Annotated in this window: 15 protein-coding genes and 1 pseudogene; 10 read left to right on the forward strand and 6 right to left on the reverse strand. The window is 43.3% G+C overall.

Features of this window, described 5'->3' with window-relative positions:
- The first annotated feature begins 92 nt into the window (after nt 1–92).
- On the forward strand, nt 93–1,427 hold the full coding sequence (locus F6J99_RS27940; protein WP_293117476.1) for a zinc ribbon domain-containing protein: 1,335 nt from the start codon (nt 93–95) through the stop codon (nt 1,425–1,427).
- A gap of 107 nt (nt 1,428–1,534) precedes the next feature.
- Here F6J99_RS27940 and F6J99_RS27945 read toward each other — a convergent pair whose 3' ends face one another.
- Nucleotides 1,535–2,242, reverse strand: coding sequence for a class I SAM-dependent methyltransferase (locus F6J99_RS27945; protein ID WP_293117478.1), 708 nt, complete (start codon nt 2,240–2,242; stop codon nt 1,535–1,537).
- A 605-nt stretch (nt 2,243–2,847) separates the two neighbouring features.
- Here F6J99_RS27945 and F6J99_RS27950 point away from each other — a divergent pair.
- The 4 genes from F6J99_RS27950 (at nt 2,848) to F6J99_RS27965 (ending at nt 7,018) form a co-directional block, all read left to right on the forward strand.
- Nucleotides 2,848–3,414 (forward strand): PEP-CTERM sorting domain-containing protein, encoded by a 567-nt coding sequence (locus F6J99_RS27950; RefSeq protein WP_293117480.1) that lies wholly within the window; start codon nt 2,848–2,850, stop codon nt 3,412–3,414.
- Between the two features lie 588 nt (nt 3,415–4,002).
- The gene (locus F6J99_RS27955) at nt 4,003–4,164 is read left to right on the forward strand and encodes a hypothetical protein (RefSeq protein ID WP_293117483.1); all 162 of its coding nucleotides are present in this window, start codon (nt 4,003–4,005) and stop codon (nt 4,162–4,164) included.
- Nucleotides 4,157–6,061, forward strand: a complete 1,905-nt coding sequence (cobA, locus tag F6J99_RS27960) for a uroporphyrinogen-III C-methyltransferase (protein WP_293117485.1) — start codon at nt 4,157–4,159, stop codon at nt 6,059–6,061. The genes F6J99_RS27955 and cobA overlap by 8 nt, the downstream gene beginning before the upstream one ends.
- A gap of 651 nt (nt 6,062–6,712) precedes the next feature.
- On the forward strand, nt 6,713–7,018 hold the full coding sequence (locus tag F6J99_RS27965; RefSeq protein ID WP_293117488.1) for a hypothetical protein: 306 nt from the start codon (nt 6,713–6,715) through the stop codon (nt 7,016–7,018).
- Between the two features lie 254 nt (nt 7,019–7,272).
- Here F6J99_RS27965 and sfsA read toward each other — a convergent pair whose 3' ends face one another.
- The 4 genes from sfsA to F6J99_RS27985 form a co-directional block, all read right to left on the reverse strand.
- Entirely contained in the window at nt 7,273–8,013 is a 741-nt protein-coding gene (gene sfsA / locus F6J99_RS27970; RefSeq protein ID WP_293117491.1) for a DNA/RNA nuclease SfsA, read from the reverse strand.
- A 28-nt stretch (nt 8,014–8,041) separates the two neighbouring features.
- Complete coding sequence (locus F6J99_RS27975) at nt 8,042–8,194, reverse strand: hypothetical protein (RefSeq protein ID WP_293117493.1); 153 nt, start codon at nt 8,192–8,194, stop codon at nt 8,042–8,044.
- Nucleotides 8,195–8,326: 132 nt separating this feature from the next.
- The gene (locus F6J99_RS27980; RefSeq protein WP_293117496.1) at nt 8,327–9,670 is read right to left on the reverse strand and encodes a ribulose bisphosphate carboxylase small subunit; all 1,344 of its coding nucleotides are present in this window, start codon (nt 9,668–9,670) and stop codon (nt 8,327–8,329) included.
- A gap of 83 nt (nt 9,671–9,753) precedes the next feature.
- Nucleotides 9,754–9,972, reverse strand: a complete 219-nt coding sequence (locus tag F6J99_RS27985) for a hypothetical protein (RefSeq protein ID WP_293117498.1) — start codon at nt 9,970–9,972, stop codon at nt 9,754–9,756.
- Nucleotides 9,973–10,313: 341 nt separating this feature from the next.
- On the opposite strand from F6J99_RS27985, the gene F6J99_RS27990 reads away from it, so the two are divergent.
- Entirely contained in the window at nt 10,314–12,506 is a 2,193-nt protein-coding gene (locus F6J99_RS27990; protein ID WP_293117501.1) for a polysaccharide biosynthesis tyrosine autokinase, read from the forward strand.
- Between the two features lie 72 nt (nt 12,507–12,578).
- Here F6J99_RS27990 and F6J99_RS27995 read toward each other — a convergent pair whose 3' ends face one another.
- Complete coding sequence (locus tag F6J99_RS27995) at nt 12,579–12,788, reverse strand: DUF433 domain-containing protein (RefSeq protein ID WP_293117503.1); 210 nt, start codon at nt 12,786–12,788, stop codon at nt 12,579–12,581.
- A gap of 89 nt (nt 12,789–12,877) precedes the next feature.
- On the opposite strand from F6J99_RS27995, the gene F6J99_RS28000 reads away from it, so the two are divergent.
- From F6J99_RS28000 to F6J99_RS28015, 4 genes and pseudogenes are all read left to right on the forward strand, one after another.
- The gene (locus tag F6J99_RS28000) at nt 12,878–13,156 is read left to right on the forward strand and encodes a hypothetical protein (protein ID WP_293117506.1); all 279 of its coding nucleotides are present in this window, start codon (nt 12,878–12,880) and stop codon (nt 13,154–13,156) included.
- Nucleotides 13,157–13,533: 377 nt separating this feature from the next.
- Complete coding sequence (locus tag F6J99_RS28005; RefSeq protein WP_293117508.1) at nt 13,534–13,863, forward strand: hypothetical protein; 330 nt, start codon at nt 13,534–13,536, stop codon at nt 13,861–13,863.
- Nucleotides 13,864–14,115: 252 nt separating this feature from the next.
- Nucleotides 14,116–15,063, forward strand: coding sequence for a restriction endonuclease (locus tag F6J99_RS28010; protein WP_293117511.1), 948 nt, complete (start codon nt 14,116–14,118; stop codon nt 15,061–15,063).
- Nucleotides 15,064–15,180: 117 nt separating this feature from the next.
- Nucleotides 15,181–16,219: pseudogene (locus F6J99_RS28015) on the forward strand (IS701 family transposase); the annotation flags it as partial.
- Nucleotides 16,220–16,239: the final 20 nt, after the last annotated feature.

The raw sequence follows: 16,239 nt of genomic DNA on the forward strand, positions 1-16,239 counted from the left end.
AGCACGTCACAAGATGACTGCAAGCCGAAAGGTTGAAGGAGAACCTAGGAGCCGTATGAGGTGAAAGCTTCACGTACGGCTTTGGAGCGGAGGTGCATCGGGTAATACCGGACATCGACCGTAATAAAAAAGCTTATCCAGAAGTCAGGGGTTTCAGGAAACCTGAGTCCTTGGGGTTACCTTCCAAATTGATGGAGTGGACTGTCAGTGATGTAGCTAAAGCTATCACGGCGAGCCAGGCTGCCTGTACCGATGCAGTTATAAAAAGGGTCTACAAAAGGTTTTCTGGGAAGATTTACCAGAAGGTCAGAAAGGAACTTTGTAAACAGCTCAAGACTTTAGCCTTCTTAGATAATCCACTACTGCACAGACTTGTCAGGAAAGAGTTTCAACGAGGACGTTCCTGGAGCAAAAATCAGATAGTTTACCAACCAGGAGGATACAGATGTAAACGAATATCTCGCCATACTTATCAGCTAGAATTGGCTGGCCTAAGGAGAGGAAAAAGGAACAGGGTAATTGTCAGGTCTAATCGAAAAATCAAAGGACAGATTAGACTAATCTACAATCAACTCCTGCAAAGGTTTGAAGTTCACTTTTTAGTCGCTCATGGCACCGTAGAGATTCCCTCTTCCCGCCGGGCTATCGGAGTGGACAAAGGATACACTGAGGCTTTCTATGATTCAGATGGTCAGGCGTACGGGAAAGACTTGGGTAAACTAGCAACCAAGAAATCCGATCGCATATGTGCAAAGAACCGCAATAGAGGAAAGCTGTGGGCAATACATAGAAAACTAGAAAAAATAGATCCAGCCAAGTCGGCTCGGATACTTGAAAACAATTTAAGCAGAAAAACAGAAAATCGCCGATATAGAAAAAACCAATCAGAATTGAAGTCGATTATAGGAGCGGCTTCTAAATCTCTTTTTAAAGGAGAATCATTAAAAGTATTTGCTGAGGATTTGACACAGCCGATTAGAAATAAACGTCAGTCCAAGGCCATGTCCCGCAAGCTTAATAGCTGGATGAAGGGTCAAATGCGGGACTCCTTGCAGAAATGGGCTAATTGGACTGGGTCGGTTGTAACAGAAGTCCAGCCGAGCTACACGTCGCAAGCTGACTCCGTAACTGGAACCCTATTAGGGAAAAGGAGCGGGGACAGTTTTACCAGATTTGATGGGGTCGTGTTGCAGGCTGACCACAATGCTGCCAAAAACATCCTTGCTCGGGGTACAGACAAGGAAATTTCTCGGTATATGAATAAAACCGAGGTTCAAGCAGTGTTGTTGCGCCGTACCGCGCGTTTCTTGAGAGGTATGGGACTGAGTTTGGCTGATGCGGTTGAGCTTGGATGGCTTGACTCTAAGCACAGCAGGACTCGGGCTTTCAAGGAACTCCTTGCCGGGATGCAAGGAGCGCCCAGATAGATCAGTGGGAGGCTTAACTCCAATTGCTGCATGACCACTCCTCACTCGGGCAACAATAGAATGCACCTTGACCGTTTTATCCGGTTTTATCCAGATTTATGACGGTTTCAGAGTATCCCCCAAGCCTCGACTAGACGGTTGGAGAATTCCAAGATTGGTTCGTGGGATTGAACAGCGATAAGCTTTTGAATCGCAGACCAAGTAGTCAAATATCCCAGAAATTCTTCCATGTTCCATTGGGTTTCCATGGTTAAAAGAGGTGTTTTTAACTCAGCAAAAGGAAAAGGAATGGTTTGATAATTTTGAAGCAGTAGTTTTATTTCTTCTGCCCAATACTGGTCAACCACTGTGGTGAAAAAATTCCTAGATATTTGGTCTATGTGATTTTCTTCTGGAGGGAATTCAAAATACCAGTAGCCCCAGAGAGCAAGAATTCCTCCAGGTTTAGAAACTCGCTGCACTTCCTGATAAAATTTTTCCAGATTAAACCAATGAACAGCTTGGGCAACAGTTATTAAATCTATAGATTGATTCCCTAGCCCGACTTTTTCCGCCACTGCCACAGAATAGTTAATCTTATCATGATCAAATGCATGACTAATTTGCTTTTCGCTGGCATCTGTCGCATAAATTTTTTTAAAATGAGGTGTTAAGCCCAAAGCTACTTGACCATTACCAGTGGCACAATCCCACGCTGCTTGACGATGAGGTACAAGTGCAGCTAAATACTCAAACAAAGATTCTGGATAATGAGGTCTATAGTTTCTATAATCATTTGCTTGCTTTGAGAAGTAGTCTTTAAATTGTGTAACCAAAGTCCTTTTCCTCTAATTTCATTTAGCAAACTATTAGGATATCCTCACGGGGTGACAAGCTAATCGAAAATCTTACAGGGGTTAGGTTTTAGGGGTTAGGTTTTAGGGAACATCGTCATGGGGTATGGATTGATTAAAACTATCTATGCAGTTGGATTGGTGAAAATTGCTTCAACTGCTGGAAAATACAACAACACGAGTCGCTGTAATTTTCCCAAAACCTAAAACCTAAAACCTAAAACCTGCCTAGGTTTGAGCTTTGTTGTCACCCCTTGAGCCCTGTTCCCTGTTCCCTGTTCCCTTTGGCTGAATGCAAACAATTTACATTAAATCAACCATAATCATGACCAAAAAACAAACAATACTCTCGATCTACTGAACGGTAGCATTGAGAACTTAGCTTAATTTTCACTTTATTTTTTAGTTTTTCAGTGAAGTTGCTGAACGCATTTATCGGAGACTTCCGTTAAGGTATAGAAAAGAAGTTTAAAAGACTAAAATTATTATGTATTATTCAAACGGCTGACAAGAAAATTTTGAATTCTGACCGAAAACTTATCCCCACAGCAAACGTACTAGAGATAATCAATTAAACCCAGACAATTATGAAGATTTTAAAACAAACCTTTTTGGCGTTGAGTGCCAGTATAGCAGGAACGACCTTATTAGCGATGCCCGCCACTGCTATTAACTTTGGTTTTTCTTTTGGTAATGAATTGAATGGGGGTGGAACTGTAACAGGCATAATCCGAGGGTTAGATGAAGGAATCGGAGCTGCAACTAGTGTTGAAATCTTAAGCAACACCACAGGCTTAGGAATTGGCGAGTATGTCGGCAACCCTTTGATAAACACTTGGACTGTGTTGGGTGGGAATATAGTCGCATTTAATTTTCTCTCGGCTGGTGTTATCAATACCTCTCCTGCTGTAACGGATGCCTTGCTTTTCTTCAATTCAACTGAATTATCGGGTGCTTCATTTCGAGCAGGAGTTGCCCCAAGTCCTGGTCAGTTTGTTACTGGCAGCGGCTTTGTTTCAACTGAGGATATCGGCTTGACCTTTACTCAGTTAGAAGATGACGTTCAATCTGTCCCAGAACCCACCAGCATCTTGGGACTCTTGGCAATTGGTGCGACTGTAACTGGGACAGCACTCAAGCGTAAGTCAGCTTGAGTGCTGGTTGAATGACCGAAAAAGTGGGTCTCAAGCCCCGTCCTTCGGCAGACGGCTTTTGTTCACTGTGGTATACTAAAAAAGTAGCCTAGCACAGACAGGATTCGTCGGTACTGTCAACAAACTAACGACGTAAAGCGATGCTAGTACATGAGGCGCGAAAAACCTCATTAAAAACGTATGGATCAACGGCGGATACCGACAACCAGTAAAGCAAATATTAAAAGATGAAAGTACCGTGGGGCACACGGAAACTGAGGAAACTCAACGCTTAGGGAGATAAGCCCACTGGGGTTAGTTAAATTAGGCTAAATACTTGGTTTTTAAACGGGTATTCGGCTTAAGTATTGCCTTTGCTGGATAACTAATTTTAAGGCATGTCGAAGAACTAAGAATCCCCGTCCTTCCAGGGCGGGGAGTGTCAAATTCCCCACGGCACTTATGCCGTGGTTTTTTTTGTTCAGGGAGCTAGCTTACTCCCCAATCGTTCCTTGCTGGGGATTTTTGTGCAAACTTTTTGACTTTTTCTGTGCAAATTGCAAAAGTAAAAAAGTTAGCGTTTATCGCACTTATGAGCTACACTCTTCTTTGACATTGATTCCCTGTCTTGATGCAGCCCATCGCTATTCTATCTTCTCTATTCCCCTCCTGGGAGGGGTTAGGGGTGGGTTCCTGCTCCCTGCTCCCTGCTCCCTAAAAACCCAGAACTTTGTACCTAACAGCAATTGCAAACCGCTGTATAATGACTAATCACAACAAGGGAAAAATTTACATCGTAGGTGCTGGTCCAGGAGATGTTAACTACTTAACCGTAAGGGGGCAACAACTGCTGACTCAAGCTGAAGTGTTGGTATATGATGCTTTGGTAGATTCCCTTTTATTGCAACTGGTGCCCTGTGATTGTCAACTGTTCGATGTCGGGAAACGGGGTGGACGCCCTTCTACACCCCAAGCTACGATTAACCAACTGCTGGTAGACCAATGCCGACAAGGCAAGCAAGTCGTAAGGCTAAAAAGTGGTGACCCGTTTATTTTCGGGCGCTCTAGCTCAGAAATTCAGGCATTGATTGCTGCTGAGTGTCAGTTTGAGGTGATACCAGGCATTTCCTCAGCCCTAGCCGCTCCCTTACTAGCGGGAATTCCTTTAACAGACTCCGTTTTGAGCAAATGCTTTGCCGTTGTCACTGCTCATCAGCCAGAGCAACTAGATTGGGAAGCACTAGCAAGAATCGACACCTTGGCGATTTTAATGGGAGGACGTCATCTAGCGGCAATTGTCCAACAGCTCCAACGCTATGGGCGATCGCATCAGACCCCCATTGCTCTGATTCGGAATGGTGGACGCCCCCAGCAACAGGTTTGGCTGGGTACTTTAAGCACTATTGTAAACCAAACCCTTGGTATCTCCCTCTCACCTGTGGTAATTGTAGTTGGTGAAGTAGTGGGGTTAAGGGCATCTATGGGATTATCTGATCAAGACCAGTCGAAGAGTGAAGGTTGTCAACCGTTGAAGGTTGGTCAGTTGAATGTTGAAAGTTCTCAAGACCAGCTTCAACCTACCCTTCAGGAACGCCAAAGGCGAACAACTCCCACCAACCAACCCTTCTCGAACACCAAAGGCGAACAACCTTCAACTCCAACCAACCTTGGCCAAAAGGCCACGCTTCGCGAACAACCTTCAACCAAAACAAACCTTGGCCAAAAGGCCACGCTACGCGAACAACCTTCAACTCCAACCAACCTTGGCCAAAAGGCCACGCTACGCGAACAACCTTCAACTGAAACTACCGAAGCGCTTACTGGAAAAACCGTCTTAGTCACCCGTTCCGCTAGTCAATCCCAGAAATTTAACCAGCTCCTGGAACAAGAAGGAGCAAATATTATCGAAATGCCCACGTTGGTGATTACTCCTCCTTCTAGTTGGGCTGGATTAGATTATGCGATCGCTAATCTAGCTAACTTCGATTGGTTGATTCTCACCTCTAGCAATGGGGTCGATTACTTTTTTAAACGATTACTGGATAATGGTAAAGATGCCCGTGCTTTAGTCGGGATTAAGATTGCTGTGGTGGGTAAGAAAACTGCGGGGAGTATGAAACAACACAATTTACAACCCGACTTTATCCCACCAAACTTTGTCGCTGATTCTTTGGTGGAACATTTTCCAGAGTCTTTAACTAACAAACAAGTGCTTTTCCCCCGAGTAGAAACCGGTGGGCGAGAGGTGTTAGTAAAAGAACTAACGGAAAAAGGTGCTCAAGTGGTAGAAGTTGCTGCCTATGAGTCTGGTTGTCCAGATTACATGGCTCCTGCTATTTTAGATGCTTGGCAACAGAGAGCAATAGATATTGTTAGCTTTGCTAGTTCTAAAACCGTCAAAAATTTTTACAAACTACTCAAGCAAGCCTTTAACTCTTCAACGGACACTAACCAACCCTACTCCAATGCCGACGGCGAACAATCTGCACCCTCAAAAACTCTCCATTACCTTTTAGAAAATGTCTGTATCGCCTCGATTGGTCCCCAAACATCCGAAAGCTGTCGCCAGTTGCTAGGTAGGGTAGATGTAGAAGCAGTTGAATATACTTTAGAAGGTTTAACTGAGGCGATTGTGGCATGGGAGATTGGGAGAGGGGGAAACAAATAAAACCATAGATAATCTGTTCTTCAGTACAAAGGGATGCTAAGTTAAATCTTGAAAGAGGGAGTAGGGAGCGGTGCGACCCGTGATGGCGAGCAATCCCTTGACCGTAGGTCACGCGGGGCGCGTTCGCCATCACGGAAAGCGCACCGAGGGAGTAGGGAGCAGTTTTTGAAGAGGCTTAAAGGTTAATCGAAGCCCTTTAATTCTTTTTACTTCAGATTAGGGAGCCCGAATCGGGAATAAGATAAATTAAGAGGTTTTTAAATGTCAGACCTTAATAATTTTAAAGACTTACTAATTTGACAACAAGGCATGGATATAGCCGAAAAGTGTTATTTAATGACTTCTGTTTTCTCTTCCCTACTCCCTGCTCCCTGCTCCCTGCTCCCTCTGCCAGACTGTTTAGTTAGCATAACAAGTACAGTAGACCCAGTGTTATCGGACTTAAGTCCTTTTTAAGGGAATCCCACAACTAAAAAGAAGCCAAAATGGCGAGACATAAAGAATTTATTTAGATAGAGTAATCCTGTCGAATATTTTACAAGGTTACCTAATTAGGTAATCCCAATAACTCACTTTCGGGAAATTAGACTAACAAGGGTTTAGTTTCCCGAAAGTAGTCCTTTTAAACCGTTTGAACAGGAGATTTTTCCCATGGATAAGTATCTAACTAGTGATTTGGAGTTCATGGCACATTTGTCAGAGGATGAACTCAACGAGATTGCAGGAAGCCACGGCAGATCTAAAGACTTTGGCAAGGGCAAAGTTGACGATGATCGGGATGATGACCGGGATGATGATGACTTTGAGTTTAAATTTGATGACGATGACTTTAAGTTTAAGTTCACAATACCTAAGCGCTTTGTGCCTAAGAAGGGCCCCTTTGTGATTAAAAAGTTTCCCGTTAACTTCAACCGCAATTTTGTCTTTAAGCAGGTTTTTATGATTAAGCATCACTAATACCAATTCAGGTTCTGGATGCTGGACTCTCGCTATTTGGGATAAGAGAGGATTATTCAGAGGGCGTAATAGTGGCGTGGTTTGTTAACGTTGGATTTGATTAAAGATTAGATCAAATCTAGTGTCTTGATGCAGTCCCTTATGGGGAGGGACTGCATCTCTAGTTGATTAACTATAGCATGGATGCCTCTTGCCTTTTGCCTTTTCCTGCAATACGTGTGTTCACAACCCAGATGCCAATTCTATATAACCTACTAACACCCTGAACACTCAAAGGTTGCTAACCCCAAATAGCGAACTCCTGACGGGGTAATTTCAAAGCGACAAGGCAACACTTCTAAACCCTTGCTAACTGCTTCTCTTAAAAGTTTACCATAATCTGGGTCATACTTATCACCAGAAGAAAAGTGCAAACAATCAGCACGATTAATAAAATAAAGCATGACCGCTCGTGCTTCAGGAAGTAGTGCCATTAGTTCTTGCAGATGTTTTTGTCCACGAGTAGTAACTGTATCAGGAAATAAAGCACGATTCCCTTCAGCTAAGGTAGCACTTTTCACTTCTAAATAAATCGGGCGCTCTGAGCCAGTCAGTAAAAAATCAACCCGGCTTTTCCGTTCTTTTCCGTAACGTACCTCAGGGCGGATTTCGCTGTAGCTGTCCGCTAATTCAGGAATCAGTTTTTGTTCCAATGCTAACTTAATCACTCGATTAGGTAAAGCCGTATTCACCCCTACCCAAGTGGGTTCATTGTCCTTGACCTGAATCATTTCCCAAGTATATTGTAACTTCCGCTTTGGGTTATCACTATGGGATACTTGTACAGGAGAGCCAATAGTTGAAACTCCGATCATTGGGCCAGTATTGGGGCAGTGAGCAGTAATAATTTCCCCTGATGGCAGTTCAATATCCGCAAGAAAGCGTTTGTAGCGTTTGAGTAAAGTTCCAGCTTTTAGGGGTGGGTAGGAGTAAATCAAGTTATTGTCATTAGTCATGTTATAATTGCTAGTTTTTAATGGTTAATTAGTTAAGGGAGTCGGGAGTCGGGAGTCGGGAGTCGGGAGCAGGGAATTTAGAATTTAGAATTGGGAATCGGGAATCGGGAATCGAGAATCGGAAATCGGGAATCGGGAATCGGGAATCGGCAAGAGGGAATCGGGAATCGGGAATCGGCAAGAGGGAAAACTGATCTTACTCCCCATCTCCCCATCTCCCCATCTCCCCATCTCCCGATCTCCCGATCTCCCGATCTCCCCATCTCCCCATCTCCCCCTCTCCCCATCTCCCCATCTTCAAGCAGGAGAGATCTCAAGGCCGTTGGATAATCTTTTCGAGAACCCGCCGCTTGGCTTTGGTGTCGATACCAATTAGGCGCACATACTCACCCTTATGCTCCCCTAAGCGTTCTGTCAAAGCAGCGATCGCTTCCGATAGATTGTTTTCTGGTAATGGATTCCCACTTTTCCAAGCATTATTCTTAACGCGACGCTCATTGCCGTATTCTAGGGTAAGGCGGTAACCTTGAGCCAAAAGCTCACCAATCTGGTCTTGGGTTTCTAGATCTAATGCTAGATCTAAGGGCTTTTTGCTACCGTTGTGCTCTCCTGTCTGAGAGTGATTTAACCCGTTCGCGACTTTAGGGCTAGTTGACTCACTGATGACTGGATTGGATACAGGTGCCTTGTGGTTTGCTTGAGGTTGGTCAGGGGTTGAAATATTATAGTTAGTATTTTTAGTATTGTTATTAGTTGGTTGGCTCGTCAGGGACGGGACTTGATTGTACTCCCTAGCTAGTCCGCTCAGTTCTAACCGTTGCTGTTCAGCTTTAATCAGTTCTCCAAACTCAATTAAGCGGGAGAGGCTAAAGTTTGGTGTTTCAAATTTGGGCGGTCCTTGCTTACTGTTGACTACACGAGAAGAAACTCGGTCTAGACCAATATCGTAAATAAACTTACGGATTTGTTCATCGTAAATACGCGATCGCAAAGCACTGAAGAAATCAATGGCTTGATTGTCGAAGGTATCAATCAGTTGTTCAATCTCCCCAGTAGACAGTCCATCTCCGTGAAAGATACCACTAACAATACCAATCCGGTCTTCTCGGTTGGGCTCCCAGTAGAATTTCGCCATCCGACCATCCCGAGTCAAAGGCGCATAGAGAGTAGAAAAATCATTACCAGTGACAATAATCGGTACTCGGTGGATCGGTTGTGAGTCATAACTCCCTGGAAGTTGGACATTGGTAGGATTATCAGCAATGTTCATCAAGGTACCATGCACCAGCTGGGTATTTACCGTATATTGGGTGCGTTCATCGAACCGTCCCGCCCCAGCATCCAAGTCATTGATCATCAGCACACACATCTTACCCTTGACTCGGATCATTTCAGCCGTTTCTCGGTAGCGCAAGCGGATCAGACGGGCTGGATCCCCAGCATCTGGGCTTTCTAGCTCACCAGAAGACATATTAACCGCTTCAATGCCCATGCGCTCGAACACAAGCTCACACTGAAAGGACTTACCCTCCCCCTTCCGTCCATGAATTCCCAGAATTAGAGGCACACGGACATGGGGTATATCAAGGAAGTTTTTAGTGATGTGAACCGCCAGTTTATCGATAAACCGGGGAGAAATGTAATAGTGCTGGGACATACAAACAGGTGCTATGGTGATAATCTCGTATAATCCGGCAATTTTTTAGCCTATTGGAAATACTATTACAGTTTGTTGAAGGTTTAATCGGGTTGTTCGCGTAGCGTGGCCTTTGGCCAAGGTTGAAGGTTGAAGGTTGGAAGGTTGAAGGTTGAAGGTTGGCGGGTTGAAGGTTGAAGGTTGGCGGGTTGAAGGTTGAAGGTTGAACGCGATCGCGTGGCCGAAAGGCCAAGGTTATTTGGTTGTTCCCCTGAGGCGTCCGAAGTAGGGTCGGTTGACAGTTGACAGCGAACAGCCAACATTCAACCATCAACCCGATTAACCCTTCAAGCATCAACCCAATTAACCTTTCAACCATCCAACCATCAAGCCGATTAACCCTTCAACCAGCCAACATTCAACCATAACCCTTCAACCTTCAACCTTCAACCTTTAACTCGATTAACCCGATTAAACCTTCAACCTTCAACATTCAACCTTCAACCAGCCAACATTCAACCCGATTAAACCTTCAACCTTCAACCTTCAAAAACAAACAGTAATCAAATTCGCGTATTGGCGTATTGGCACAATTGATAATATTGGCTGGGCTAGGATATCCCTAAATAAGCATCAGGTAATTAAATTTTTTCTTGAGCTATTTATGGACTCTCCTGAATCCTCAAGGTTTGAACAATATTGGTGGATCCTGAAGCGACGTTGGCTACCAGCTTCCGGTATTTTTGTAACAGTTTCTGTGATTATGTCTCTGGTGGCATCATTCCAAAAACCGGTATATGTAGCCCAAGGATTGCTGTTATTTAAGCGGCTTAATACGACGTCTTCAGTCACCGAAGTAGGTAAAGAAATCGGTATCTTACAACCTCTGGTAGACCAAAGTAATCCTCTAGATACAGAAGCCAACATCATGATGTCTGAGCCTCTGGCTCAAAAGACAATCACCGCACTAAATCTTACAGATAATCAGGGGAAACCTTTAGCAATTAAAGACTTTTTACACAATGTCAGTGTTACCAATATCCGGAAAACTGATCTTCTAGAAGTGTCTTACCAATCTCAAGACCCTAAAGAAGCAGCAGCAGTTGTTAATCAACTAATGAGTATTTATTTAGAAAATCACTTAGATTTTCAACGGGCTGAAGCTGTAGCTGCTCGGAAGTTTATTGAGAAACAGTTACCTCAAGCAGAAGCTACTGTCAGTAAAACAGAAGCAGCTTTGCGTCAGTTCAAACAAGAGAATGAAGTGATATCCTTAGACGCAGAAGCTCGCTCAGCTATCGAGGTGCTGACAGATTTGCAAAAGGAAATTGCCCAAAATCAGTCTAAAATGGCTGATGTCAATGCCCAGTACGAATCGCTCCAAACACGATTGGGCATGAACTCCAAGCAAGCTATCGCTCTAACGGCTCTCAAGCAGTCTCCTGAGGTGCAGGAGGCACTCCAAGAATTGCGCCAAGTGGAAGTCGAACTGGCCCTTGAGCGTAACCGTTTCCAACCCACCCATCCCACAATTGCTAAGTTAGAAAATAAGGTAGCCAGCCTAAAAGGTATCCTAAACCAGCGAGTCAAACAGGTTTCTAAGACTAAGCCGAAATCTCATAGCCAGCTTTTTCAACTGGGCGAGTTACAACAAGACCTGACTAAAGAGCTAGTAGAATTAGAAGCAGCTCGTTTAGGTTTGGCGAATCAGACTAAAGCCTTAGTCAATGCCCAAACCGCTTACCGAAAAAGACTTAACGATCTCCCTAGACTGGAACAACAGCAGCGGGAGTTAGAACGGCAACTTGATGTTTCCCAATCCACCTATTCTCTCTTGCTAAATAAGCTTGGAGAAATTCAGGTAGCGGAAAATCAAAACATGGGTAATGCCCGCATTATTGCCGGGGCTCAGGTGCCGATGATTCCGATTTCATCTGCTAAAATAGCCTATATTGCTGCTTGTTTTCAGGGACTGTTGGCCACCGCAGCAATTATTTATATTTTAGAAACCAGAGATAAATCTCTGAAAACCATTAAAGACGTTAAGCAATTATTTAAGTTTACCTTACTGGGTGTGATTCCCCACTTTAGTAAATCTCAATTATTAAATCCATCACAGGAAGTTTTAGATCCATTTACGCCCCAAGTTATTGTTCGGAATACGCCTCGGTCTCCCATCAGTGAATCCTATCGGATGCTGCAAGCAAATCTCAAATTTTTGAGTTCAGATAAAGCTCTCAAAGCGGTGACTGTGACTAGCTCCTTACCTCAAGAAGGTAAGTCAACGGTGTCTGCTAATTTAGCAGCAGTGATTGCTCAGCGAGGAAGTAAGGTATTGCTAATTGATGCTGATCTCCATAAGCCTGTTCAACATCGGATCTGGGATTTATCGAATGAAGTGGGCTTGAGCAATATGCTTGTTAACCAGGTTGAATTGAGGGATGCCATTAAACCAGTAATCGAAAATCTGGATGTCCTGACCTCTGGAGTAGTACCTCCTAATCCCGCAGTGCTTCTGGATTCCGAGCGCATGGCTTCATTGATTAACCATGTTGCTAGTCGTTACGACTTTGTGATTATTGATACCCCTTCTTTAAACGTTGCTGCTGATGCTCCTATCCTAGGAAAAATGACCGATGGTGTGCTGTTAGTTTCCCGACCTGGAGTAGTAGATTCCGGTAGTGCTGCTTTCGCCAAGGGACTTTTGGAGCAGTCTGGTCAGACTGTTCTGGGCTTAGTCGTTAATGGCGTGATTCCTGATAATGAGCCTAACAGTTATTACTATTTTTCTCAGGAATACATTTCAGATGAGAGCGTTGCTCTTAATAGAATACTTGATGTCGCTAGTTATGAGTAATGAGATCATATATAGCAAAGGTAACAGGGAGCAGGGAGTAGGGAGTAGGGAGTAGGGAGTCGGGAGCTAAAATCACGAATTGTGTACCACTACCGCCAATTCAAGGGCTGCGATCGCTTGCTCGCGCCTAACACTGGGAAAATGATCTAAGAATTCGTCGAGTGGATCCCCTGCTTTGAGATAATCGAGCAAAGTTTTTATTGGCACACGAGTTCCAACAAAAACAGGGGTTCCTCCCAAGATGTCAGGGTCGCTATGAATAACACGGGCTGCGGTTTTCATGTCCGTTATTCCGTATAGTAGGAGTTCCTCTAATTTTAGCCTACCGCTAACTGCTCCGAACTTATTTAATCTGAATTGATATCCTCATCTTGTTTGCTGGCAATGGTGATAACTTGCTAACTGGCGGTGATGACGCGGATCAGTTTTGGATTGCGGCTGCGGCTTTTCCTAGCACTGCTAACACCATTACTGACTTTGAGTTGGATGTTGATCTACTTGTCATTGGGGGTCTAGGGGTCACCTTTGAAGATATTGCGATCGCTCAAAATCAGGATGATGTTCTAATCAGTACTTTAGGTCAAGACTTGGCTGTCCTGAGGGGAGTTCAGGGGAGTGCTCTTGACAGTGATAATTTTCTTTTCTTGTAAACAAAAGTGGTAAAGATGTAGTGATTGGTTAGACTGCATTGACTTTGTGGAGTTCTTTGAACAGTTACCGAAAGACCGGGATCCCTTGCTCCTGGCCTAAGCGCCATAGGGGGTCAAGAAGGCAAGGGAATTTTATTCACGGGAAAATATTGTCCGGAATCCTTATTCATTGACTGTAGTTTATAGTAGGACGCGAGGCAAGATTCACGCTAACCATAAGTAGACAACGTAAAGTGGTTGGTGTAAACCTACTATTAGCTTGGTTCGTTGTTGATTAAATAATTCCCTATTTCCACTGATGTCGCTACTCAGTTTGGAAGGAATACTAGTGAAAATAATAGCAATTCTCTAAACTAAACATATTGAGGAATAGTGATATGGATGAAGTGGTTAGAAAGGTTGCTGCACTAGGCTTACCTGGTGTGATACTTCTGATTGCTATGGCAACAACGGGATTCACTGGAGCAGCGGCAATCACAACGGCGTTGGCAATGTTAGGTCCATTCGGAATGATCGGAGGCATTGCTTTTCTTGGGGTTGTGGGAATAGCTGCTGATGGCTTATCGAAATTCGGACTTGAAGCGTTACTGGTTGGAATATATAAAGAGCGCCAACAAAAAGGAGAATCTAAAGCATCTCTCTGTAAAGAGATTGAACGGTTAATGGTTTCTCGTGATTTGAAACGCAAACTCAAAGAAGAATTATAGACTGTTTATAAAGTAAATATTATTGGTGGGTTACGGGGGACAGCTCTGTTAACAGGTGAGGTTTTAAAGTAATTGTCACCTAACCCACCCTACGTGCCTGATTTAAGCAAAGTTTAACAAACAGTCTCTTAGGTATTTCAAAATAAGATGGGTTTCCACTGTTATTTCCACTGATTTACTTACTCAGTTTGGAGGGAATACTGATGAAAATTAGAGCAATTCTCTAAACTAAACATATTGAGGAATAATGAGATGGATGAAGTGGTTAGAAAGGTTGCTGCACTAGGCTTACCTGGTGTGATACTTCTGATTGCTATGGCAACAACGGGATTCACTGGAGCAGCAGCAATCACAGCGGCTTTGGCAATGTTAGGTCCATTCGGAATGCTAGGAGGCATTGCTTTTCTTGGGGTTGTGGGAATAGCTGCTGATGGCTTATCGAAATTCGGACTTGAAGCATTACTGCTTGGAATATATAAAGAGCGCCAACAAAAAGGAGAATCTAAAGGATCTCTCTGTAAAGAGATTGAACGGTTAATGGTTTCTCGTGATTTGAAACGCAAACTCAAAGAAGAAGTGAATAATGGTAAATCTTCCGTTGAAGATAGGCGGGCATCGAAGTCATCATCTTTTGATAATATAGGTAAAAATAAATATAAATCTGATAAAAACAATAATAAAAAAGGTGATTTTATTAAACTTTATATTGGGGTTTTAGTGAAACGTGTTAGTACTAAAACTGTCCTCAAATTTATCAATGAAATTGAAAATTCACTCCAAGTCCAAATTGAATCTATAGAGGATATTGATGAACAGTTAGATGCAATTGATAAAATGACGGGTAGGGAGTTTGAAGAATTTTTGGCTAAATTATTTAAGCAACTGGGCTACCAAGTGAGGATCACTAAAGCAAGTGGGGATTATGGAGCCGATCTGATAATTACAAAATGGAATATAAAGACTGTTGTTCAAGCCAAGAGAAAACAAAGTAGCGTAGGGATTGATGCCGTTCAGCAAGTAGCGGCGGCAATTCCCCATTATCAGGCGCACCGGGGAATAGTTATAACTAATAGTAAGTTTACACAAAATGCCAAAAATCTGGCAGCTAGTAATAAAATTGAGCTTTGGGATAGGGATAATTTTCAAAAAGTCTTTAAAAAAGTATATAAACAAAAGCCTTCTGAAGATAGTTCATTGTAAAAAACACCTGCTGTTTAATTGTAGCAGCTTAAGCTGATAGTGGGACTTAAACAATAAAAAGAGTAAAATAAGGCTATAATACTGATCAGACAGTAAGTTTACGTCGAAATAACCTCCATGAGAGAAACCACTCCCTCCGCCATGCCCCCGTGCTTTGAGAAATGGTGTAAACGTTTCGACGATTGCTTCATGCGCCAAAGCCCAAAAAACCGGATTTAGACATTATTTAGGGGGATTATTAGGGGAAAGCGAGAGGAAAAACCTGACACAGATGGCAAATAATGCGTATGGTGTAGTTTACAGCCGATTACACCATTGTCTTGATGCAGTCGCTCATGGGGGAAACCCCCAAGACCGCGCTGCATCGCTTCTTGACTGATGCCCCTTGGGATGCCGTTAAGATCAATGAACGCCGTTTACAAGTGATGAACAAATGTTCAAGGGACCCGAATCAAGGGAGGGTTTGCCTTGATTTTGGATGACTCTGGACATAGAAAAAGTGGTAACTTGACTGACGGAGTGGGAAGGCAGTATCTAGGAGAAATCGGTAAGATAGACAATGGAATAGTCATCGTAACAACCCATATTTATGATGGCCAAAAAAGCTTACCATTAGACCTAGAATTATATCAGCATGCTACTTCACTAGCTTTGGGAAAGAAAGATGAGGAATTTCAGAAGAAGCCCGACTTGGGAATAGAGTTAATTGACCGGAGTTTAGCTCGGGGGTATCGTCCAGGAATCGTCTTAATTGATGCCGGTTATGGCAACAATACAACCTTTCTCAAAAAATTGGAAGAAAGGGAGCTAAAGTATTTAGGAGGGGTGGCTAAAAATGCGCCAAAGGCGCACGCTACGCGAACGGAAAGTTATTATTAAAACTGAATCAGACATTGAAGTAGAAATTCGCCTAGATGAATTAGCTAAAAGCCTCTCCTCAGATGAGTTTGAAGAAGTTCATCTCAAGTTAGAGCAACCGAAAAGTGTTTGGGTGGCAACATTAAATGCCAAGCTGTCTCGTCTAGAAGGAGAAAGAACATTTGCTATCGTTATGAATGCCAGTTCAATTGAAGAGGCGACAGACATTGATTATTTGATCACTAATGTTAATTCATCTAAAGTAACAGCACAGTGGGTTATAACGACTTACTCCCAATTTCTTTGAGAGTAAGTCGA

It is taken from the genome of Moorena sp. SIO4G3, assembly GCF_010692305.1.
Taxonomy (GTDB): Bacteria; Cyanobacteriota; Cyanobacteriia; order Cyanobacteriales; family Coleofasciculaceae; genus Moorena; species Moorena producens_A.

Coding starts and splice junctions, on each gene's coding strand:
- F6J99_RS27950 (WP_293117480.1), top strand. CDS start 2,848: ATGAAGATTTTAAAACAAACCTTTTTGGCGTTGAGTGCCAGTATAGCA.
- F6J99_RS28010 (WP_293117511.1), top strand. CDS start 14,116: ATGGATGAAGTGGTTAGAAAGGTTGCTGCACTAGGCTTACCTGGTGTG.
- F6J99_RS27965 (WP_293117488.1), top strand. CDS start 6,713: ATGGATAAGTATCTAACTAGTGATTTGGAGTTCATGGCACATTTGTCA.
- sfsA (WP_293117491.1), bottom strand. CDS start 8,013: ATGACTAATGACAATAACTTGATTTACTCCTACCCACCCCTAAAAGCT.
- F6J99_RS27995 (WP_293117503.1), bottom strand. CDS start 12,788: ATGAAAACCGCAGCCCGTGTTATTCATAGCGACCCTGACATCTTGGGA.
- F6J99_RS27985 (WP_293117498.1), bottom strand. CDS start 9,972: ATGTTGGCTGTTCGCTGTCAACTGTCAACCGACCCTACTTCGGACGCC.
- F6J99_RS27990 (WP_293117501.1), top strand. CDS start 10,314: ATGGACTCTCCTGAATCCTCAAGGTTTGAACAATATTGGTGGATCCTG.
- F6J99_RS27980 (WP_293117496.1), bottom strand. CDS start 9,670: ATGTCCCAGCACTATTACATTTCTCCCCGGTTTATCGATAAACTGGCG.
- F6J99_RS28005 (WP_293117508.1), top strand. CDS start 13,534: ATGGATGAAGTGGTTAGAAAGGTTGCTGCACTAGGCTTACCTGGTGTG.
- cobA (WP_293117485.1), top strand. CDS start 4,157: ATGACTAATCACAACAAGGGAAAAATTTACATCGTAGGTGCTGGTCCA.